This is a genomic window from Candidatus Latescibacter sp. IFSED24 (assembly GCF_058273205.1).
Map to the genome: position 1 here is coordinate 264,784 of NZ_CM177850.1, position 17,072 is coordinate 281,855.

The following is a 17,072-nucleotide window of genomic DNA, read 5'->3' on the forward strand; positions in this document are numbered from 1 at the left end:
GCCGACCATATGCATGTGCGCCCCTACAGCGACGGCACCGAGCACTACGCCACCGTGGAGACACGGGGCGGACGCCGTCGCCTGCGGGCCACGTTCCGGGTGGCCGGGTCGTCGGGGCTGCGCGCGGCCTGGCTGCGCTGCCACCCCGACGGCGAGGCCGAGTACCGCGAGATGCGCCGGATCGCCGATGGTCGCGGTGAGCGCTGGGAAGGTGCGGTCACGCTCCGTGGCCCGCACCTTCCCTACCGCTTCGTGCTGCAGGACCACGAGGGGCGGCTCTGGCACCTGAACCAGCGCGGCCTGCACCCGGCTCCGCCGCTGGACGACGCCGACTTCGTCCACCTCCAGGAACCGCCCCCGGCCTGGCTCGCCGGCACCACCTTCTACCAGATCTTTCCCGATCGGTTCGCCCGCGCCGACAGCGAACAGTCCGCGGCCCAGCGCGCGGCCGCCGCCGGCTTGCCGCTGCCCCGCGCCAACGTCGAGCTGGCCTGGGGCCAGGCGCAGCCAGGCTACCGCGACGGCGGCGACCAGGCGTTCATGGGCGGCAACCTCCGCGGGATCCGCGGCCGGCTCGATCATCTGCGCGAGCTGGGTGTGGGCGCGCTCTACCTCACGCCCATCTTCCTCGCCGGCACCTACCACCGCTACGACACCTGGGACTACCACGCCGTCGACCCGCGCCTGGGGTCGGCCCAGGACCTGGCCGCGCTGTGCCGCGATCTCCACGAAGCCGGCCTACGCATCATCCTCGACGGCGTGTTCAACCACGTCGGCGCGGGCCACCGCTGGTTCAACCGCCGCCGGGCCTTCGCCGAGCCCGGCGCCTGGCAGGACCGCGACTCGCCGTTCGCCGAGTTCTTCTACTTCCACCGCCATCCCGACCGCTACGAGTGCTGGCTCGGCATCAAGGAACTGGTCAAGCTCGACTACCGTAGCCGCAACCTGCGCCAGGAGATCTACGGCGGGCCGCGGAGCGTGGTCCGCCGCTGGCTCCGGCCGCCCTACGCCATCGACGGCTGGCGCCTCGACGTGGGCAACATGCTCGGCCGCTGCGGTGACGTGCAGCTCAACGCCGAGGTCCTGCGCGAGCTCCGCCAGGCGGTCAAGGAGACCCGCGCCGAGGCTTATCTTCTGGGCGAGAACTTCTTCGATGCGACGGCCCAGCTCCAGGGTGACCAGCTCGACGGCGTCCAGGCCTACCAGGGGTTCTACTATCCCGTGCTGCGGTGGCTCACGGGACGCGAGCTCCAGGTGCCCAAGGGCGCCCCGGACGTGCCGCTCGGCGCCGTCGACGACGGCGGCGCCGAGCACCTGGCCGAGGCCCTGCTGGAGACGCGGGCGCGCATCCCCTTCGCCCTGGCCCAGGCCCAGTTCCTGCAGCTGGGCAGCCACGACACGCCGCGTTTCCTGAGCCTGCTCGACGGCGAGGTCGACCTGGCACGGCTCGCTGTGTTCCTGCTGCTGACCTGGCCCGGCGTGCCCTGCGTCTATTACGGCGACGAGGTCGGCCAGGAGGGAGGGCGCGATCCCGAGAACCGGCGCGCCATGAGCTGGGACCCGCGGAGCTGGAATCAGGAGCTGCTGGCCTGGCACCGCGCGCTCATCGACCTGCGGCGCCGCGATCCGGTGCTGGGCAAGGGCGGGGTGGTGGTGCTGCACGCGCAGGGCGACGTGTTCGCGTTCGTCCGGATCCTGGGCCGCGACTTGCGCCTGGCCGTGTTGAACCGGGCGGGCCGACGCCGCAGCGTCACCCTGCCGGTGGCTGCGCTGGGCTGGCCCGACGGCGAGGTCGGCGATCTCCTCTCGGACACCGGCGGCGTGGTGCGCGAGGGGCGCCTCAGCCTGACCCTGCCACCGCGCAGCGTGCGACTGCTGCGACCGGAGGCGGAAGCATGAGCGAACGCGGGATGCGTCGCGGCGAGCGGGCCGTCAGCGATCCGGACCAGATCGCCGTCCTGATCCGGTCGACCAACATCTGCCGGGTCGGTTTCGTGGACGACGGCGAGCCCTACGTGCTGCCGGTGAGCTTCGGCTGGGAGGGGGCTCCGGCGCCCTGGGGACGGTTCTGGTTCCACTCGGCCACCGCCGGCCGCAAGGTCGGGCTGATCGCGGCGCGACCCCGGGTCTGCGTCCAGCTCGAGACCGACACCCGGCTGGTCACCCATCCCCGGACGGCCTGCGCCTGGACCCTGGCCTACCGGTCGGTCATGGCCTGGGGCGAGGCGCGCATCGCCGCCGACCGCGACGAGGCGCGCCACGGCCTCGACATGCTCATGCGCCACCACGCCGGCCGCGACCAGTGGCGCTATCCCGACAAGATGCTCGAGCAGACCATGGTCTGGTGCGTCACCGTCGATCGGCTCACCGCCAAGGAGCACCAGGAGAAGGAGTCCGGCGCGTGACCAGCACGCCCCACTTCGGCGAGATCATGGGCGTGCTCGCCGCGTTGATCTTCGCCTGGACCTCGGTCTTCTTCACCACCGCCGGGCAGCGCCTGGGCGTGACCACGCTCAACCTCCTGCGGCTCCTGGGCGCGGTGATCCTGCTCGGGACCACGCACCTGGTCCTCTTCGGCAAGCTCTGGCCCGAGGCGCCGCTCGCCAGCATCCTGTGGATCGGCGCCAGCGGCATCGTGGGCCTGGCCATCGGCGACAGCGCACTCTTCCGCGCGTTCACCCTCATCGGACCGCGCCGCGGCATGCTGGCCATGGCCTCGGCCCCGGTGTTCACCGTGGTAGTGGCTTGGCTCGTCCTGGGCGAGTCCCTCGACCTGCAGGCCATGGTGGGCATCGCGGTGGTCATGGGCGGCGTGATGCTCGCGGTGACGGGCAAGGATCCCGGCGGCGGCCAGTTCGCCCATCCCGACCGCGCCCTCCTGCGCCGCGGCTACCTCCTGGCCCTGGTGGCGGCGGCGGGCCAGGGTCTCGGTTCGGCGTTCGTGAAGATCGGCATGGCGGGCGGCGCCGTGGAGGTACACCCGCTGTCGGCCACCTTCGTGCGCATGGTCTTCGCCTGGGCGGCCTACTGGCTCTGCGTGGTGCCGCGCCACGACCTGCGCGCGCTCCTGCGCCCCCTGCGCGACCGCCGGGGGACCTTGAGCCTGGGCGCGGCCACCTTCCTCGGTCCCTACGTCTCGGTCTACATCTCGATCCTGGCCATCCGCTACGCCGAGGCCGGCGTGGCCCAGGTGCTGCTCGGCGCGGTGCCGATCTTCGTCCTGGGCCCGGCCTGGCTGGTGTATCGCGATCGGCCGTCGCCGGTGGCGGTGGTCGGGGTGGTCATCGCCGTGGCCGGCGGGGCCATCCTCTTCCTGCGCTGATCGCTAGTACGGCGGCGCTTCCATCCCGTATTCGCCCCACTCCTCCTTGGCCGGCCCATAGAGTCCGGGCACGCGGATGCCCGCCTGGCGCATCAGCACGGTGAGCTGGCCGCGGTGGTGGATCTCGTGGTGGACCAGCGCGGTGAGGGTCAGGCCCCGAGGCCACTGCTGGCCGTACATCTCGTCCACCTTGGCCAGGTCGGCGTCGGTCCAGTGCTCGCCCAGCGCGGCCACCAGTTCGGCGGTGACGGTGCGGTAGGCGGTGGCGATGGTGACGGCCGCGGCCGGGGGCGGGGCGTGGGGGTCGAGCGAGGACAGGGGCAGGCCCGTGCGCTGGACCATCTCCGGCACGGTGGTCACCAGGTGCCAGGACAGCTGGCCGATGGTGCGGTGGCCGGGGGTCACGGCCTGGTCCAGGGTGCGGTCGGTGAGCAGGTCCAGGAGCTTGGCGGTACCCTCGGTGAGCTGGGCGTAGTCGGCCTGGAATTCAGCCATCGTGTGATACATGGGCGAACCTCTCGGGCTGGTGGTGGGCTGGGGGTCGTAGGCTCTCCAATCTACGACATGCACGATGGCGAAACAAATACGAAAGGGCCCCCCGGAGCAGGGGGCCTTTTCCAGGGTCGCGGGCACCACTCAGCTGCCGCAGCTGATGGTCTCGGTACCCGAGCCGCCGGGGATCACGGTATCGTTGGCGTCGTACATGGTGAAGGTGACGGTGCTGGATCCATCGAACTCGACGATGACGTGGAAGGGCGGGAAGTCGTATCGGAGCGCGCCCACCGGACAGCTGCCCGGGGTGATGGCGATGCCGAGTCCCAGGGTCTCCCAGCGGGCCTCCAGGTCGGCGGAGTACTGCTGGCCGCCGTTTTCGACGTCGTATTCCATGAGGTACCCGCCCGACCCGTTCATCAGCATGGTCTCCAGCTGGAGTCCCGTGACGGAGACGTTGCTGTCGTACTCCTGGTGAATCACCACCGAGGTGCCGTCGCCGCTGTAGCTGTAGTCGGCGGTGCCGTCCTCGAGGTAGCGCATGCTGACCGCACCGGCGGCCGCCTGCTGCGGTTCGCCCAGGGCGTCGCGGTACTGGACGGCGTACAGAAAGTCGAAGTCGTAGCCCTCGTCGTCGTAAGTGGCGTGGGCTTCCCATTGCTCGGTCTCGGCATTCCAGCCGAAGGTGTAGTCGTAGTCCTTGTCGTCCTGGGCCTTGCCGCCGAAGCCCTGGCTGAACAGCGGCAGGTTCTGCACCATGGCGATGGCCATGGGGGCGGCCACCTGGGCCTGGGCCTGGGCGATCCCCTGGTCGAATTCGGTGGTGCCGGGGCTGGCCGGGTTGCTGTCGTCGTCATCGTCGCCGCCACAGCCGGCGAGGCCGAGGCCGAGGATCACGAGGGCCACGGGAAGCAGCGAGGCGAGGCGCTTGTATCGAGGCAGGAACATCATGGCGATTCTCCTTGAGCGCGGGTAAAAGCAGAGCATTTTGCTATGCAATGATTAGGGTATTGGTCGCCGACGGTCTCCGAGAATCACAACTGAAATTGATGACGACGGTATCGCCGTCGGATTATGCTTGTCCGGTCGTCCCTCTGATACCATCTTGTGCATATGCACATGGGAGGCTTGCATGCCACGCTGTCGCAAGAAACGCTGCTGTCGCGAGCTGGGACACGGTGGCCGCGTCTTCAAGCCGCGCGCCGTGCCCTTCGACGAACTGGAGGAGGTCCGCCTCGGGCTCGACGAGTTCGAGGCCCTGCGGCTCTGCGACCTCGAAGATCACGACCAGGAGGCCGCGGGGATGGCCATGGGCGTCTCGCGCGGTACGGTCCAGCGGTTGCTCAAGCGTGGCCGCAAGAAGGTGATCGGCGCCCTGCTGCACCGGCAGGCGCTGGTGATACGCGACGAACCAGAGAGGGACGAATCATGAAGCTCTGCCTGCCCACCATGGGCGATGCCGGACTGATCGAGCCGCTGCACGGCCACTTCGGCAACGCGGCCTACTTCACCATCTGCGACACCGAGAGCGGCGACGTGCGTTCGGTGGCAATCGACGCCAGCCAGCATGCCCACGGGCAGTGCCAGCCGGTGGTGGAACTGGCCGCCCTGAACGTGGACGCCGTGGTCACCGGCGGCATGGGACGCCGGGCCGTCATGCTGCTCAACGAGGCCGGGATGAAAGTCTACCGGATGGTCGGCGGCACGGTGGCCGACGCGCTGGCCGCCCACCAGCGCGGCGAGCTCCTGGAGCTGTCGCAGGAAGGTGCCTGTAGCGGGCACAGCCACGGGAACGACTGCAGCCACTGAGCGCTCGCGCGTCTCATGGGGCCGGCCACCACGGTGACCGGCCCCGCGACCGTCAGGCCTGCGGCGAGGCGATCACCGTGTCGGGCTCGCCGCCGGCCAGGTGCACCGTCTGCGTGGGGAAGGCGATCGCCAGCCCCAGATCCTCCAGGATATCCATGATGGACAGCTGCACGTCCTGGCGCACCTGCAGGTGCTGGACCCAGTCGGTGGTCACCGAGAAGCAGTAGACCAGGATGTCCAGGCTGCTCGCGCCGAACGCGGTGAACTTCACCATGAGGAATTCCTGGTGGATGTCCGGGTTGTCGTGGAGCATCTGCTCGATGCGCCGCACCGCCTCGCGCATCTGGTCGCCGGAGGTGTCGTAAGTCACGCCGACGGACATCTTTATCCGCCGTTTGGGCATGAGCGAATGGTTCTCCACCGTGGCGTTGGCCAGCACCGAGTTGGGGATCGACACCAGCGTCTTGGCGAAGGTGCGGATGCGCGTGGAGCGCAGGCCGATCTCCTCGACCACGCCGTCGGCGCCCGAGAGCGTGATCCAGTCGCCAACCTTGAAGGGACGGTCGATGAGGATGGTGACCCCGCCGAAGAGGTTGGCCAGGGTGTCCTTGGCGGCCAGCGCCATGGCCAGGCCGCCCACGCCCAGGGCCCCCAGCAGCCCGCTCACCGAGTAGCCCAGGTTCTGGACCACCACCACGAAGACCACCACCGCCACGAAGACCTTCAGCGCCTTGCGCAGGGTCGGCACCAGCGAGTCGTCGATGGGCGACGCGGTGCTGCCGCTACGCTCGAGGGCGAAGATGGCCCAGGCGTCGATGAACTTGAACACGGTCCAGGTCACCACCAGGGTCATGGCCACCAGGAAGACCTTGGCGGCGAGGTCGATCAGGTCGGGATAATCGGTGGCCAGGATGCGGAAGGCGAGGTAGATCCCCAGCAGCGGCAGGACCCAGCCCAGCGGCATGATCAGCGCGCGTGCGGCGAGGTCGTCGCTCGCGGTCTCCGTGCGGTCGGCCAATGCCACCAGGCGCCGGGCGATCCAGCGATTGACCAGGGTGCGCAGGATGTAGGCGGCCAGGACGATGCCGAGGGCCGAGAGCAGCTGGCCCCAGGTGAAGGGGCCCACGGCCCCGTCCAGGAAGGCGTGCAATTCGTTCACCGGTCCTCCTCGGGCCCCGGGGCTGCGGGAGCATCGGGGCCGGGTTGCTTGAGGGTGTCAACATCCAGGCCGGTGCAGATGCTCAGCAGGCTGAAGAAGTTCTCCTGCAGACCGGCGATCTCGTGAAGCGGACGGCCCTGGCGCCGGCTGGCGGCCAGGTAGTCGATGAAGCCCTCCTTGTGCCCGAGGATCTGCTCCAGGGGGACCGGCAGGAGGGAGGGGTCGTAGCCGAAGACCAGGGTCTCGCCGCCCAGCAGGCCGGCGCGCAGCAGGTGCTTCTGTGCGCGCGGATAGAGGCCCAGGCCGACGTCGGTGAGCGCCTGGTAGAGGAGCGCCTGCCGTGTCGGACCCCAGGGCTTGAAGTCGCCGCCGGCGTCGAGGATCACGAACGCGTCGGCCGGCGTCTCGCGCAGACCGTTGGCCCAGATCACGGGCCTGCGCTCGTCGAGTGCGAGGCGGGGGCCGAGGGCGCCGCCCAGGCTGTGGTAGAGGAGCGAACCGGTGACCCAGCGCTCGCCCAGTTCCGCGGCGCTGGTGGCGGTCTCCAGCAGCAGCGGCGGCTGGACGATCACCAGCCCGTCGTCGTTCAGGGGCAGCCCCGGCAGACGCTGGCAGACCGACCAGCTCACCGCGGTGCGGCGGACCAGCGGGTCGGCGGGCAGGCCATCGCCGGCGCGCAGCCCCAGCCGCGCGCGCATGCCCAGGAAGCCCCAGAGCACGGCGCCCACGCAGAGCAAGACCACCAGCGCCTGGCGCAGCTGCCAGCGGCCGGGTATCAGGCTGGCCAGCGCCAGGCAGCCGAAGGGTTCGACGGGATAGGCCAGGTCGGGCGCCAGATGCTGGCGCAGGGGCAAGAGCGGCGCCAGGGTGACCAGGGCGCCGAGCAGCGCGAAGGCCGGCACCTTGCGGCCAGCCCGCCACTGGTGGACGCTCCAGCCGCTCCAGGCCAGCCAGACGCAGCCTCCGGCCAGGAACTGGGCCAGGCCGGGGTCGGGCGGGAAGACGGGGCCCGGCAGCAGGAGCCACCAGCCGTAGACGAGAAGGTGGTTGAGGGCGCTCGCCGGGTCGCCCAGGGCGTAGGGGTCGAGGGCGGCGGTGTCGAAATGCCGCAGGGCCAGCACGCTGGCCGTGGCCGCCACCAGCAGCAAAAAGATCACGAGACTCCAGGCGAGACGGTTGTGCCGCCGCCGGGGATCGAGGAGCAGCAAGGCCGCCAGCAGGATCGGCAGCCCCACCACCGTCTCCTTGGCGGCGAGGGCGCCCACGGCGAGCAGGGTGGCGAGGAGCGGAGCGAAGCGGCCGCGGGCGAGCCAGCGCTCCAGCGCCCAGACCGCCAGGACCACCGCCAGCAGATCCTGGACCCCGGCCGCCCAGTAGAGCGGGAGGAACGCCAGCGGCGACGCGGCCAGCACCAGGCCCGCCAGCCAGCCCTGCAGCGGGGTCAGCCCGAGACGGGCGGCGAGGCGGACCAGGCCGGCGGCGGCGGCGGCGTGCAGGAGGAGCCGGGTCCAGGCATACGGTACGGGGTCGAGACCGGCCAGTGGCCACAGCACGTCCCAGTAGAGGGACTGGGAGAGCCAGCGGACCGGCACCTGCGCTGCGGGGACCAATCCGGCCGCCCGGCCCAGGAGTCCCCAGTCGTCCTGGTTCCACCAGGCGCCCAGCGCCGGCAGGCGCGCCAGGACAGCCATCAGGCCCACCGTGGCGGCCGCCACGGCCGGGGTCAGGACGGCGTCGACCGGGGCCGGGGACATTTTGACTGCAGGCTCGCCGGGAATTTTGTTATCATCCATGACTGTCATCCTGGTCGATCTCGTGATCCGGCCGGCGGCCTCCGCCGGCCGCCGACCATGTTAGGCCATGGTCCCGGCGATGCAAACTCTAACCCAACGGCCCGTTCGCCCGGGCGCCGACGAGGTACTGGTCCATGCAGCAAAGAGTCCTGTCGATGATGGTGCTGGCGATGCTGGTCCTGACCGGCTGTAGCAGTGAGCCGGCCCCGGGCCCCATGGCCATGGATGCCGCCGAGACCGAGCGCTGGGAGATCGCGCTGGTGGAATGGCGCATCGAGAAGAACGAGGCCTTCATGGACCCGGCGCAGAGCCCGCTACCGGCGGCGGTCCGCGAGGGCTTCGAGGGGCTGGACTACTACTTCCCCGAGGAATCCTTCCGCTATCGCCTGACCCTGGCCGAGACCGCGGGCGACGAGACGGTCAGCCTGAGCAAGGCCAAGGGCGAGGACGTGACCTACGCGGTGCGCGGCAAGCTGCGTTTCCGCCACGGCGACCAGGATTGCGAGCTGGCGGTGTTCGGTCCCACCGACCCCGGCCAGGACTACCTCTTCCTGCCGTTCTACGACCGGACCAACGGCGAGACCACCTACTCCGGCGGCCGCTACCTCGATCTCGAGTTGGCGGATGACGGCACGGTCGAGGTGGACTTCAACAAGGCCTACAACCCGCTCTGCGCCTACGGCGACCCGCGCTGGAACTGCACCCTGCCCCCGGCGAGCAACACCTTGCCGATCGGGGTGGAGGCTGGCGAGAAGCTGCTCGCCGGCACGGGACACTGACCATGACCGCGAAGGAGCCGAGGTGAGCGAGATCCTGCAGGCCATCGGCGGCTGGACCTGGTACGTGGTCTGGGCCGTGCTCCTGCTCGTGACGTCGCTCCTGGTCTACCTCGGTCTCGGCGGCAACTTCATCCTGATCGGCCTGGCGCTGATCCATGCCCTGGTCACCGGCTTCGACCCCATCGGCTGGCCGCTGCTGGGGGTGCTGCTGGGCCTGGCGCTCCTGGGCGAGCTGGTGGAGTTCGTGCTGGGCAATTTCTACGTGCTCAAGAAGGGCGCCAGCGGCCTGGGTACCTTCGGCGGCTTCGCGGGCGGCCTGGCCGGGGCGTTCCTCGGCAACGGGGTCGTGCCCGTGATCGGTGCGGTGATCGGGAGCTTCCTCGGCGCGTTCCTTGGCTGCGTGCTGGGCGAGTACTACGGCCAGCGCCGCCTCGAGCCCAGCCTGCGCATCGGCAGCCACGCCTTCGTGGGCCGTATCCTGGCCATCGTCTTCAAGCACGCGGTGGGCCTGATCATGATCTTCCTGATCCTACAGGCCACGTATCCGGCCGGTTAGGGCTGGCTTCCGGCCTGTCCCCAGGCCATGTCCCGGTTGGCCGCCACCGCCCAGTCGCCGGCGCCCACGGCGATCAACCCCAGCGACCACTCTTCACCGAAGACCGCACAACCGGCCAGAACCGCCTCGCGCGCCGTGGCGCCCGCGGCCATGCGGTCGTACACCAGGCGGGCCATGGCGTGGCGGATGATCTCCTCGCCGAAGCCGGTGCAGGCCACCGCGCCGGCCGGGCCCGCGTAGCAGCCGCAGCCGTAGATGGGCACGTCGCCCACGCGACCGTAGAGCGTGATGCTGGTGCCGCCGGTGGACAGCGCCGCGGCGAAGCTCCCGTCGCGGCCGCGGCAGACCGCGCCCACGGTGTCTCCCGGGGTGCGATCCTCGCTGCCGGACTCGGGTGCGGCAGCCGGCGGCGGCGAGGGATAGTTCCAGGCGGCGCGCCAGTCAAAGGTGTCGTAGCCGCCGCCGGCCTCGCCGGCCAGCAGCTTCGCCACGCGCCGGCGGTACTTGGCCAGCGCCTCGTCGCAGAGGGGCACCTCGTCGGCGAATCCGCGGGCGTGGGCGAAGCGGGTGGCGCCGTCGCCCGCCAGCAGGCGGTGCGGCGTGGTCAGGACCTCGCGCGCCACCAGCACCGGATTGCGCACGCGCTCGAGCGCGGCGACCGCGGCGAAGTCGCCGTCGCCGGTCATGACCGCCGCATCCATCTGGACGGTCCGGCCGTCGAGCCGGACGTTGGCCCCGGTGCCGGCGTTGAAGCGGCAGATGTCCTCCAGGGCCACCACCGCGGCGCAGGCCGCATCCAGCGGCGAGCCCAGGCCCGAGGCGCCGGCCACGGCGGCGCGCTGGCAGTCGTCCGACCACTCCGGCGGCGAGCCCACGCCGCCATGGGTGACCACCACGAGCCCGTCCACGGGGCCCGACGCGAGGGTCGGCGGAGTGGATGCCAGGGTCGCCGCCGGCAGGAACAGGATGAGGATGCAGAGGATCAGGCGGGGCATGGGGGACCTCCGGTACAGGGTTCCCCGGATGGTGCGCCGCCGGCGTGGGGACGTCAATGGCAAGCCGCTAGGACAGGATCCCCAGGTTGCGCACCAGCAGCAGCAGACCGATGGCTCCCAGCAGGCCGCTGACCATCTGGCGGAACAGCCGCTCGGGCACCTCCACGTGGATGCGCTGCCCGATCCAGACCCCCAGCAGCGAGATGGGCAGCAGCGCCAGTCCCGACCAGAGCCGGGGCAGCGTGATCATGCCCTGGGCCGTGTAGCTGACCACGCGCAGCAGGGTCATGGCCACGAACACGGCCATGAGGTTGCCGCGGAAGCCGCTCTTGTCCAGCCCCGCCAGATGGTAATACACGATGAGCGGGGGGCCGCCGGTGCCGAACAGGCCGGTCAGGACGCCCGAGACCAGTCCGGTGGGCGGGATGATCCAGCGCGGCCAGCGCACGCGGGCGCCGTCGCGCATGACGAGGAAGACCACCGAGACCAGCACCAGGAACGCGCCCAGCACCGTGAGCACCAGGGTGGGAGAGCCGGTCTTGAGCACGCGCGCGCCCAGGAGCACGCCGGGGACCACGCCGCAGAGCAGGCCGCCGGCCTCGCGCCAGCGGATGCGGCGCCACGACCCCGCCATCACGCCCACCTCGGCGGGCAGGACCACCAGCAGCAGGAGCACCACCACGTCGCGGATCTCGGGGAAGACCAGGGCCAGGGTGCCCACGGCGATGAGCCCCGAGCCGAAGCCGAACACCACGTAGATGATCTGCGCCACCAGGATGACGGCGCAGGTCACGGAGAACTGGAGCCAGGATGTGAAGACGAGTTCGGGCATGGCGCCAAGATGGTCACGCCGGAGCTTCTGCACAATACCAGGCTGGTCGTGGCGGCACGGTCGGCTATCATGCCGGGGATCGAATCCACGCGTTCCCCGGATCATGGGAGGTCGAGCCATGGGCCGTCTGGAGGCTTTCCGCGCCTATCGTGAGAAGATGAACGAGCGTCTGCTCGAGACCGGCACCACCACCACCAAGCGCTTCTTCAACCTGGACACCGCCGCCTACAAGGACGGCGCCCTCGACGCGCGCACCAAGGAACTGCTCGGGCTCGCGGCGAGCCTCGTCCTGCGTTGCGACGACTGCATCGCCTACCACGTGATCCAGGCGCTGGAGGAGGGGGCGGACGAGGCGGCCATCATGGAGACGTTCGACATCGGCCTGATCGTCGGCGGCAGCATCGTGATCCCGCACATCCGGCGGGGCCGCGAGCTGCTCGACGAGCTGCTGGGCGCCGCAGGCTAGTCTTCCTCGTCCGGCGGCTCGGTGTCCCGGAGCGCCGCGAACGCGGCGCTGTCGGCGGCCGCGGTGCTCAGCGAATCGGCCGGTGCCGCCGCGTCGGGGTCCAGGGGGACCAGGCGCATGTACATGCGGTAGCGATTGAGGATCTCCTCGACGTAACGGACGGTCTCGTGGCCGCGGTAGTAGCCGTGGCGGGTCTGGCTGTACCAGCGGCGCTGCGCCAGGCGGGGGAGGGTCTCGGTGAGCGACCCCTCCCAGCGGTTGGGGTCCAGCTCCAGGTCCATGGCCATGCGGCGGGCGTCGGTGACGTGGCCGATGCCCGCGTGGTAGGTGGCCAGGGTGAAGCGGATCTGCTCGAGGCTGTCGAGGTAGGCGAAGCCGTCCCAGGTCCCCTTGAGCAGGCGCAGTCCGGCGCGGACGTTGGCGGCGGGCACGAAGAGGCTGTCGACCTGCGGTCCGGAGAAATCGGGCATCACCTGCATCAGGCCGCGGGCGCCGGCCTTGCTCACGGCGCGCGGATAGAATCGCGACTCCTGGTAGATGAGCGCGGTGACCAGGCGCCAGTCCAGGTCCTGCGCCGCGGCCTGGCTGCGGACGAGCTCGTCGAAGCGCGAGATGCGGCCGCTCAGATCGGGACGGTCGGCCTCCTGCTGGAAGCTGCGGATCGAGCGGGGGTTGCGGAAGTAACGGTCGTAGATGATGCCGTAGTCCTGGCTGCGCCGTTCGGCGCCGCCGGGGATCAGGCGGAAGTTCTCCTTGAGATACTCGTTGAGCGCCGCGCGCAGCTCGGGACTGTTGCGGCGGACCAGCCAGACCACCGGCTGGCGGTCGCCCAGGACCGGGCCCAGACGCACGTCGCCATCGAGGTAGGAGCGTACGGCGTCCACCACCACGTCGTCGGCCACGGTGGCCGGCAATTCGTTGCGCGACACGCGGGCGATGAGCTCCTCCATCTCCACCAGCGGCAGGCCGGCCTGGATCGTGATGTCCAGGCCGCTGCGGTCGCGCAGGCGCAGCAGTTCGCCGAGGAAAGGATCGTGGGCCGGGACGGTGATCGTCAGGCCAGCCATGGCGTCCAGGGTAGCGGGGCGCTGATCCTCCGGCGGCAGGACGACGACCTTGTGGACGAACGTCACCGGGCGGGTCGCCTCGACGAACTGGTCGAGGTCGGCGGTGCGGGTCAGGCCGGCGCAGATCACGTCGCCGCGTCCGCTGTTGAGCAGGCTGACCAGATCCTCGCCGGGCTCGGGGATCACCACCTCCACGGCCAGGCCTTGGCGGCGGGCGAAGCGCAGGAAGAGCTCGTAGTCGAAGCCGGCCTGGCCGCCCCGGTGGACGAAGTAGCTGGTGGCGTTGTAGCGCGTGAGCATGCGGATGGTGCCGCCGGCGCGGATCTCGGGCAGGTCGCGATCGAGGGCGGGGTGGGGAACTGCGGGGCCCTGGCTGGCCGGACCCTGGTAACGGCCGAAATCCTCGATGCGCTCGCAGGCTGTCAGTGCGGCCAGGACGACGATCGACACCAACCAGCCCGGTCGATACCAGGGCCTAGCGATGTGGCGATTATCAGGAATCATGTGCATCTTTCTGGAGGTGAACTCTCTCCAGTGACTGTCAATCCTCTACCACAACCTGCCCTGCCTGGAAAGAACGAGGATCGCTCCGAAATTTCGAGGGGTGAAAAGGCCTCACAATTTTGATATAATTCCCTGGAGAGGAAATCGTGTACCGAGGGGCACCCTTGCGTCAAGCTCCCTGCTCGTGCCTCGCCCAGCGGTCGCGCGGATCGTCTAAAACACGTGATCACAAGGAGTAGCCATGAAGTTCAGGTTCTTGCTCGGGACCCTGGCGGTCATCCTGCTTTCTGCCGGCCTGGCCCACGCGGCAGTCGACAGTGTCGAGGAATTCCTCCTCCAGGTCCAGCAGCGCGTCGATCGTGGCGAGCTGTCCAGTGAGGAGGCCCTCCTCCTCAAGTTCCAGTATTGCTTCGATCGTGCCAAGCTCCCCGAGGACCTGCAACCCACCTGGAAGGCGCCCATGAAGTGCGCCACGCCCCTGGTCAGGGAGTACCTGGCGGTCCAGCGTGACCTGCGCGGCGACATCGCCGAGGCCATCGAGAGTTACCTCGCCCCGCCCGATGGTGGAACGCGGGATAACTGGGTGAGCCTCAGCGGCAAGTTCAGCATCAACTACACCGCCCAAGCCGGCAATCCGAACACGGTGCCGCTGACGGACAGCAACGGCAACGGCGTGCCCGACTACGTCGAGCGCATCGGCGAGTTCCTCGATTACTCCTTCGAGTACGAGTGCAACACCCTGGGCTTCCAGTCGCCGCCGTTCAGCGCGTCCTATCCCACCATGAGCATCACCCTGACCAACCTGTCGGGCGTCTACGGCTACACCCAGCCCGTGTCCAACCCGCCGGGCATGACGCGCATCGTCATGGACAACGACTTCATCGGCTATGCTCCCAACGACGACCCCGAGGGCGACGCCATCGGCGCGGCCAAGGTGACCGCGGCGCACGAGTTCAAGCACTCCACGCAGTACGCCGGCAGCCGCTGGACCGAGGGCGCCTGGGAGGAGATCGACGCCACCTGGATGGAGGATATCGCCTACCCCTACGTCAACGACTACCTCTGGTACATGGGCAGCTACAGCGCCATCACCAGCCCGCAGACTTCGCTGGACAACTTCACCCTGGGCCCCGGCGGCTACGAGGACGCCATCTGGCACCACTACATGAGCCAGAACTTCGACGTCCAGTTCGTGGTCGATTTCTGGAACTGGCGCAAGACCCACATGGGCCAGACCGTCCTGGATTCCTACGAGCAGATCTTCATCGACTATGGCAGCAGCCTGACCGAGGGCTGGAACCAGTTCACGGCCTGGAACTTCGCCACCGGCGTGCGCTGGCAGATCGCCCCCGGCTACGAGGAGAGCGACCGTTATCCCACGGGCGCGTCCACGCAGACGTTCACCTCCTACCCGAACTCGCGCAGCGGCACGGTGGCCCATCTGGCCGCCAACTCCATCCGCTGCAACTCCATCAACGAGGAAGGCAAGTTCCTGCGCGTGACCTTCGATGGTGACGACACCGCCCGCATGACCCTGGCCTGCGTGGTCACCGAGGCCTACAACACGGGCAACGGCGCCATCTACTTCATCGAGCTGGATGCCAACAACGATTGCGTCTTCGACGTGCCTTACGATCTCGGCGACGCCTACACTGCGGGCTTCCAGGTGGGCAACGCCAACAAGATCGGCGGCAGCATGCCCTACTCGATCACCGTCGAGAAGGTCGACGCCACCAGCTCGGCCGTGGGCGACGAGGTGCCGCAGTTCGCCTTCACGGGCAACTATCCGAACCCGTTCAACCCGGTCACCAACATCAAGTTCAGCCTCGACGGCGCGGCGGCCACCCGGCTGGACGTCTACGACATCTCCGGCCGCAAGGTGCGCACCCTGCTGAACGCCAACCTGGGCGCGGGCACCCATACCGTGATCTGGGACGGCAACGACGACGCCGGCCGCGGGCTGGCCTCGGGCACCTACTTCGCGCGTCTGACCAGCGGCAACCACGTCGCCAGCCACAAGCTGGTGCTGGCCAAGTGATCGACTGATCGCAGGTTTGCTGCGACGAGGGCCTCGGTCGAGCACCGGGGCCCTCGCTGTTTCCCTCCGATTTCGTGACATCGACGCCGTGGTGCGCTAACCTTCGCAGTCGACGGGAGAGGCCATGGACGACGTACGGATCCACACCGGAACCCTGATCGCCGATCTGCGGCTGCCCCACGCGCGGAGCATCAAGGACCGGCGCCAGGCCTTGCAAGCGCTGGTCCAGCGCCTGCTGAACCGCCGGCTGGCCGTGGCCCAGATCGGTCCTACCGACCTGTGGCAACGGGCCTTCCTCGCCATCAGCGCGGTGTCCGGCACGAGCAGCGGGCTCGACGAGCAACTCGCGGCGGCCGAGAGAGTCCTCTTCGCCAGCGAGTTCGAGGTGGCGGACATTCGCCGTGAACTGCACCAGGATTCCTTCTCGAGCCTCTGAACGGCCGGACACCGGCCCCAGGAGGAGGACCATTGACGGATCTCAGCCCACCGGTCGTTGCGCCCTGGCGACGCGATTACATTCGTGCCGATGGTTCGTGGCGCCCGGCCCGACCCGAGGGGCTCGCCAGGGTGCTGGCCCGTGCCGGCTACGGCGCCCGTCCGCGTGCCGAGGCCCTGGTGCGCTCGGGTCGGTTGGCGGTGGACGGCAAGGTCGAAACCGATCCCGCACGGGCCGTCTCGGCGGCGAACGAGGTCACCCTCGACGGCAAGCCGCTGGCCGAAGCGCCACGGACCTACCTCATGCTCCACAAACCGCTCGGCGTGGAATGCCAGGCCCGGGCCGGGGTCATCTGCATCGGCGACCTGCTGCCGCCGCTGAAGATCGGTCTCGAGCCGGCCGGACGCATGGATGCCCGGTCGCGGGGAATGCTGCTGCTTTCCAACGACATCTGGTGGAACAGTCTCGTGTCCGAGAGCCACCGGCTGGAACGCCGCTACGAGGTGCTTGTATCAGGCAAGGTCACCGAACTCGAGATCGACGTGATCCAGACCGGCATGAATCTGCAGGGCGTGGGGATGTTCAAGCCCGATCGCGTGCGCCTGCTGGAACAGTTCCCGGACCGCAGCAGGCTCGCCCTGACCCTCAAGGCCGGCCATACGCGCCAGATCCGTGCGGTTCTGACCACGCTGCGACACGAGGTCCTGGGCATGGTGCGTTCCGGACTCGGTCCGGTAAACCTGGGCGAACTGGCCCCGGGCCGGTATCGTGATCTGGAGCCGGCGGAGGTGCGAGACCTGGCCGGGCTGAGCAAGAAAGGCTGA

At 69.4% G+C, this 17,072-nt stretch carries 18 protein-coding genes; 11 read left to right on the forward strand and 7 right to left on the reverse strand.

Translation table 11 applies throughout. The features are described from left to right. Nucleotides 1-9: 9 nt before the first annotated feature. Genes IFSED24_RS01005 through IFSED24_RS01015 form a run of 3 tightly spaced genes read left to right on the forward strand, consistent with a single transcriptional unit; the run spans nucleotide 10 to nucleotide 3,322 of the window. Nucleotides 10-1,899 (forward strand): alpha-amylase family glycosyl hydrolase, encoded by a 1,890-nt coding sequence (locus tag IFSED24_RS01005; protein WP_491333366.1) that lies wholly within the window; start codon nucleotides 10-12, stop codon nucleotides 1,897-1,899. Beyond that, complete coding sequence (locus IFSED24_RS01010; protein ID WP_491333367.1) at nucleotides 1,896-2,405, forward strand: pyridoxamine 5'-phosphate oxidase family protein; 510 nt, start codon at nucleotides 1,896-1,898, stop codon at nucleotides 2,403-2,405. The genes IFSED24_RS01005 and IFSED24_RS01010 overlap by 4 nt, the downstream gene beginning before the upstream one ends. Beyond that, nucleotides 2,402-3,322: a DMT family transporter gene (locus IFSED24_RS01015; protein WP_491333368.1), complete on the forward strand. Its 921-nt coding sequence runs from the start codon at nucleotides 2,402-2,404 to the stop codon at nucleotides 3,320-3,322. Before IFSED24_RS01010 ends, IFSED24_RS01015 begins: the two co-directional genes overlap by 4 nt. A 3-nt stretch (nucleotides 3,323-3,325) precedes the next feature. Here the strand turns inward: IFSED24_RS01015 and IFSED24_RS01020 are convergent, their stop codons facing one another. Both IFSED24_RS01020 and IFSED24_RS01025 read right to left on the reverse strand, forming a co-directional pair. Then, nucleotides 3,326-3,829 carry a DinB family protein gene (locus IFSED24_RS01020; RefSeq protein WP_491333369.1) on the reverse strand — a complete coding sequence of 168 codons (504 nt, stop codon included), beginning with the start codon at nucleotides 3,827-3,829 and terminating at the stop codon, nucleotides 3,326-3,328. A gap of 129 nt (nucleotides 3,830-3,958) precedes the next feature. Then, complete coding sequence (locus tag IFSED24_RS01025) at nucleotides 3,959-4,765, reverse strand: hypothetical protein (protein WP_491333370.1); 807 nt, start codon at nucleotides 4,763-4,765, stop codon at nucleotides 3,959-3,961. Between the two features lie 181 nt (nucleotides 4,766-4,946). Here IFSED24_RS01025 and IFSED24_RS01030 point away from each other — a divergent pair, with 181 nt between their 5' ends. Both IFSED24_RS01030 and IFSED24_RS01035 read left to right on the forward strand, forming a co-directional pair. Next, nucleotides 4,947-5,246, forward strand: coding sequence for a DUF134 domain-containing protein (locus IFSED24_RS01030; RefSeq protein WP_491333371.1), 300 nt, complete (start codon nucleotides 4,947-4,949; stop codon nucleotides 5,244-5,246). Next, entirely contained in the window at nucleotides 5,243-5,623 is a 381-nt protein-coding gene (locus IFSED24_RS01035) for a NifB/NifX family molybdenum-iron cluster-binding protein (RefSeq protein ID WP_491333372.1), read from the forward strand. Before IFSED24_RS01030 ends, IFSED24_RS01035 begins: the two co-directional genes overlap by 4 nt. A 52-nt stretch (nucleotides 5,624-5,675) precedes the next feature. On the opposite strand, the gene IFSED24_RS01040 is transcribed toward IFSED24_RS01035, so the two are convergent. After that, entirely contained in the window at nucleotides 5,676-6,782 is a 1,107-nt protein-coding gene (locus IFSED24_RS01040) for a mechanosensitive ion channel family protein (protein ID WP_491333373.1), read from the reverse strand. Further along, complete coding sequence (locus IFSED24_RS01045) at nucleotides 6,779-8,575, reverse strand: hypothetical protein (RefSeq protein ID WP_491333374.1); 1,797 nt, start codon at nucleotides 8,573-8,575, stop codon at nucleotides 6,779-6,781. Before IFSED24_RS01045 ends, IFSED24_RS01040 begins: the two co-directional genes overlap by 4 nt. Before the next feature lie 134 nt (nucleotides 8,576-8,709). Here IFSED24_RS01045 and IFSED24_RS01050 point away from each other — a divergent pair, with 134 nt between their 5' ends. Together IFSED24_RS01050 and IFSED24_RS01055 are read left to right on the forward strand one after the other, a co-directional pair. Next, nucleotides 8,710-9,354: a DUF1684 domain-containing protein gene (locus IFSED24_RS01050; protein WP_491333375.1), complete on the forward strand. Its 645-nt coding sequence runs from the start codon at nucleotides 8,710-8,712 to the stop codon at nucleotides 9,352-9,354. A gap of 22 nt (nucleotides 9,355-9,376) precedes the next feature. After that, a complete protein-coding gene (locus tag IFSED24_RS01055; protein WP_491333376.1) occupies nucleotides 9,377-9,910 on the forward strand; it encodes a DUF456 family protein in 534 nt (177 codons plus the stop codon). On the opposite strand, the gene IFSED24_RS01060 is transcribed toward IFSED24_RS01055, so the two are convergent. After that, the gene (locus IFSED24_RS01060) at nucleotides 9,907-10,905 is read right to left on the reverse strand and encodes an isoaspartyl peptidase/L-asparaginase (RefSeq protein WP_491333377.1); all 999 of its coding nucleotides are present in this window, start codon (nucleotides 10,903-10,905) and stop codon (nucleotides 9,907-9,909) included. The genes IFSED24_RS01055 and IFSED24_RS01060 overlap by 4 nt on opposite strands. 67 nt (nucleotides 10,906-10,972) lie before the next feature. Further along, nucleotides 10,973-11,737: a sulfite exporter TauE/SafE family protein gene (locus tag IFSED24_RS01065; RefSeq protein ID WP_491333378.1), complete on the reverse strand. Its 765-nt coding sequence runs from the start codon at nucleotides 11,735-11,737 to the stop codon at nucleotides 10,973-10,975. A gap of 118 nt (nucleotides 11,738-11,855) precedes the next feature. Between IFSED24_RS01065 and IFSED24_RS01070 the strand changes: the two genes are divergently transcribed. After that, nucleotides 11,856-12,203, forward strand: coding sequence for a carboxymuconolactone decarboxylase family protein (locus tag IFSED24_RS01070; RefSeq protein WP_491333379.1), 348 nt, complete (start codon nucleotides 11,856-11,858; stop codon nucleotides 12,201-12,203). Here the strand turns inward: IFSED24_RS01070 and IFSED24_RS01075 are convergent. Continuing rightward, nucleotides 12,200-13,774, reverse strand: a complete 1,575-nt coding sequence (locus IFSED24_RS01075; protein ID WP_491333380.1) for an MltF family protein — start codon at nucleotides 13,772-13,774, stop codon at nucleotides 12,200-12,202. The two genes, IFSED24_RS01070 and IFSED24_RS01075, sit on opposite strands and share 4 nt — an antisense overlap. 241 nt (nucleotides 13,775-14,015) lie before the next feature. Here IFSED24_RS01075 and IFSED24_RS01080 point away from each other — a divergent pair, with 241 nt between their 5' ends. The 3 genes from IFSED24_RS01080 (at nucleotide 14,016) to IFSED24_RS01090 (ending at nucleotide 17,072) form a co-directional block, all read left to right on the forward strand. After that, entirely contained in the window at nucleotides 14,016-15,812 is a 1,797-nt protein-coding gene (locus IFSED24_RS01080; RefSeq protein WP_491333381.1) for a T9SS type A sorting domain-containing protein, read from the forward strand. 124 nt (nucleotides 15,813-15,936) lie between these two features. Further along, complete coding sequence (locus tag IFSED24_RS01085; RefSeq protein WP_491333382.1) at nucleotides 15,937-16,248, forward strand: DUF503 domain-containing protein; 312 nt, start codon at nucleotides 15,937-15,939, stop codon at nucleotides 16,246-16,248. Between the two features lie 32 nt (nucleotides 16,249-16,280). Continuing rightward, the gene (locus IFSED24_RS01090; RefSeq protein ID WP_491333383.1) at nucleotides 16,281-17,072 is read left to right on the forward strand and encodes a pseudouridine synthase; all 792 of its coding nucleotides are present in this window, start codon (nucleotides 16,281-16,283) and stop codon (nucleotides 17,070-17,072) included.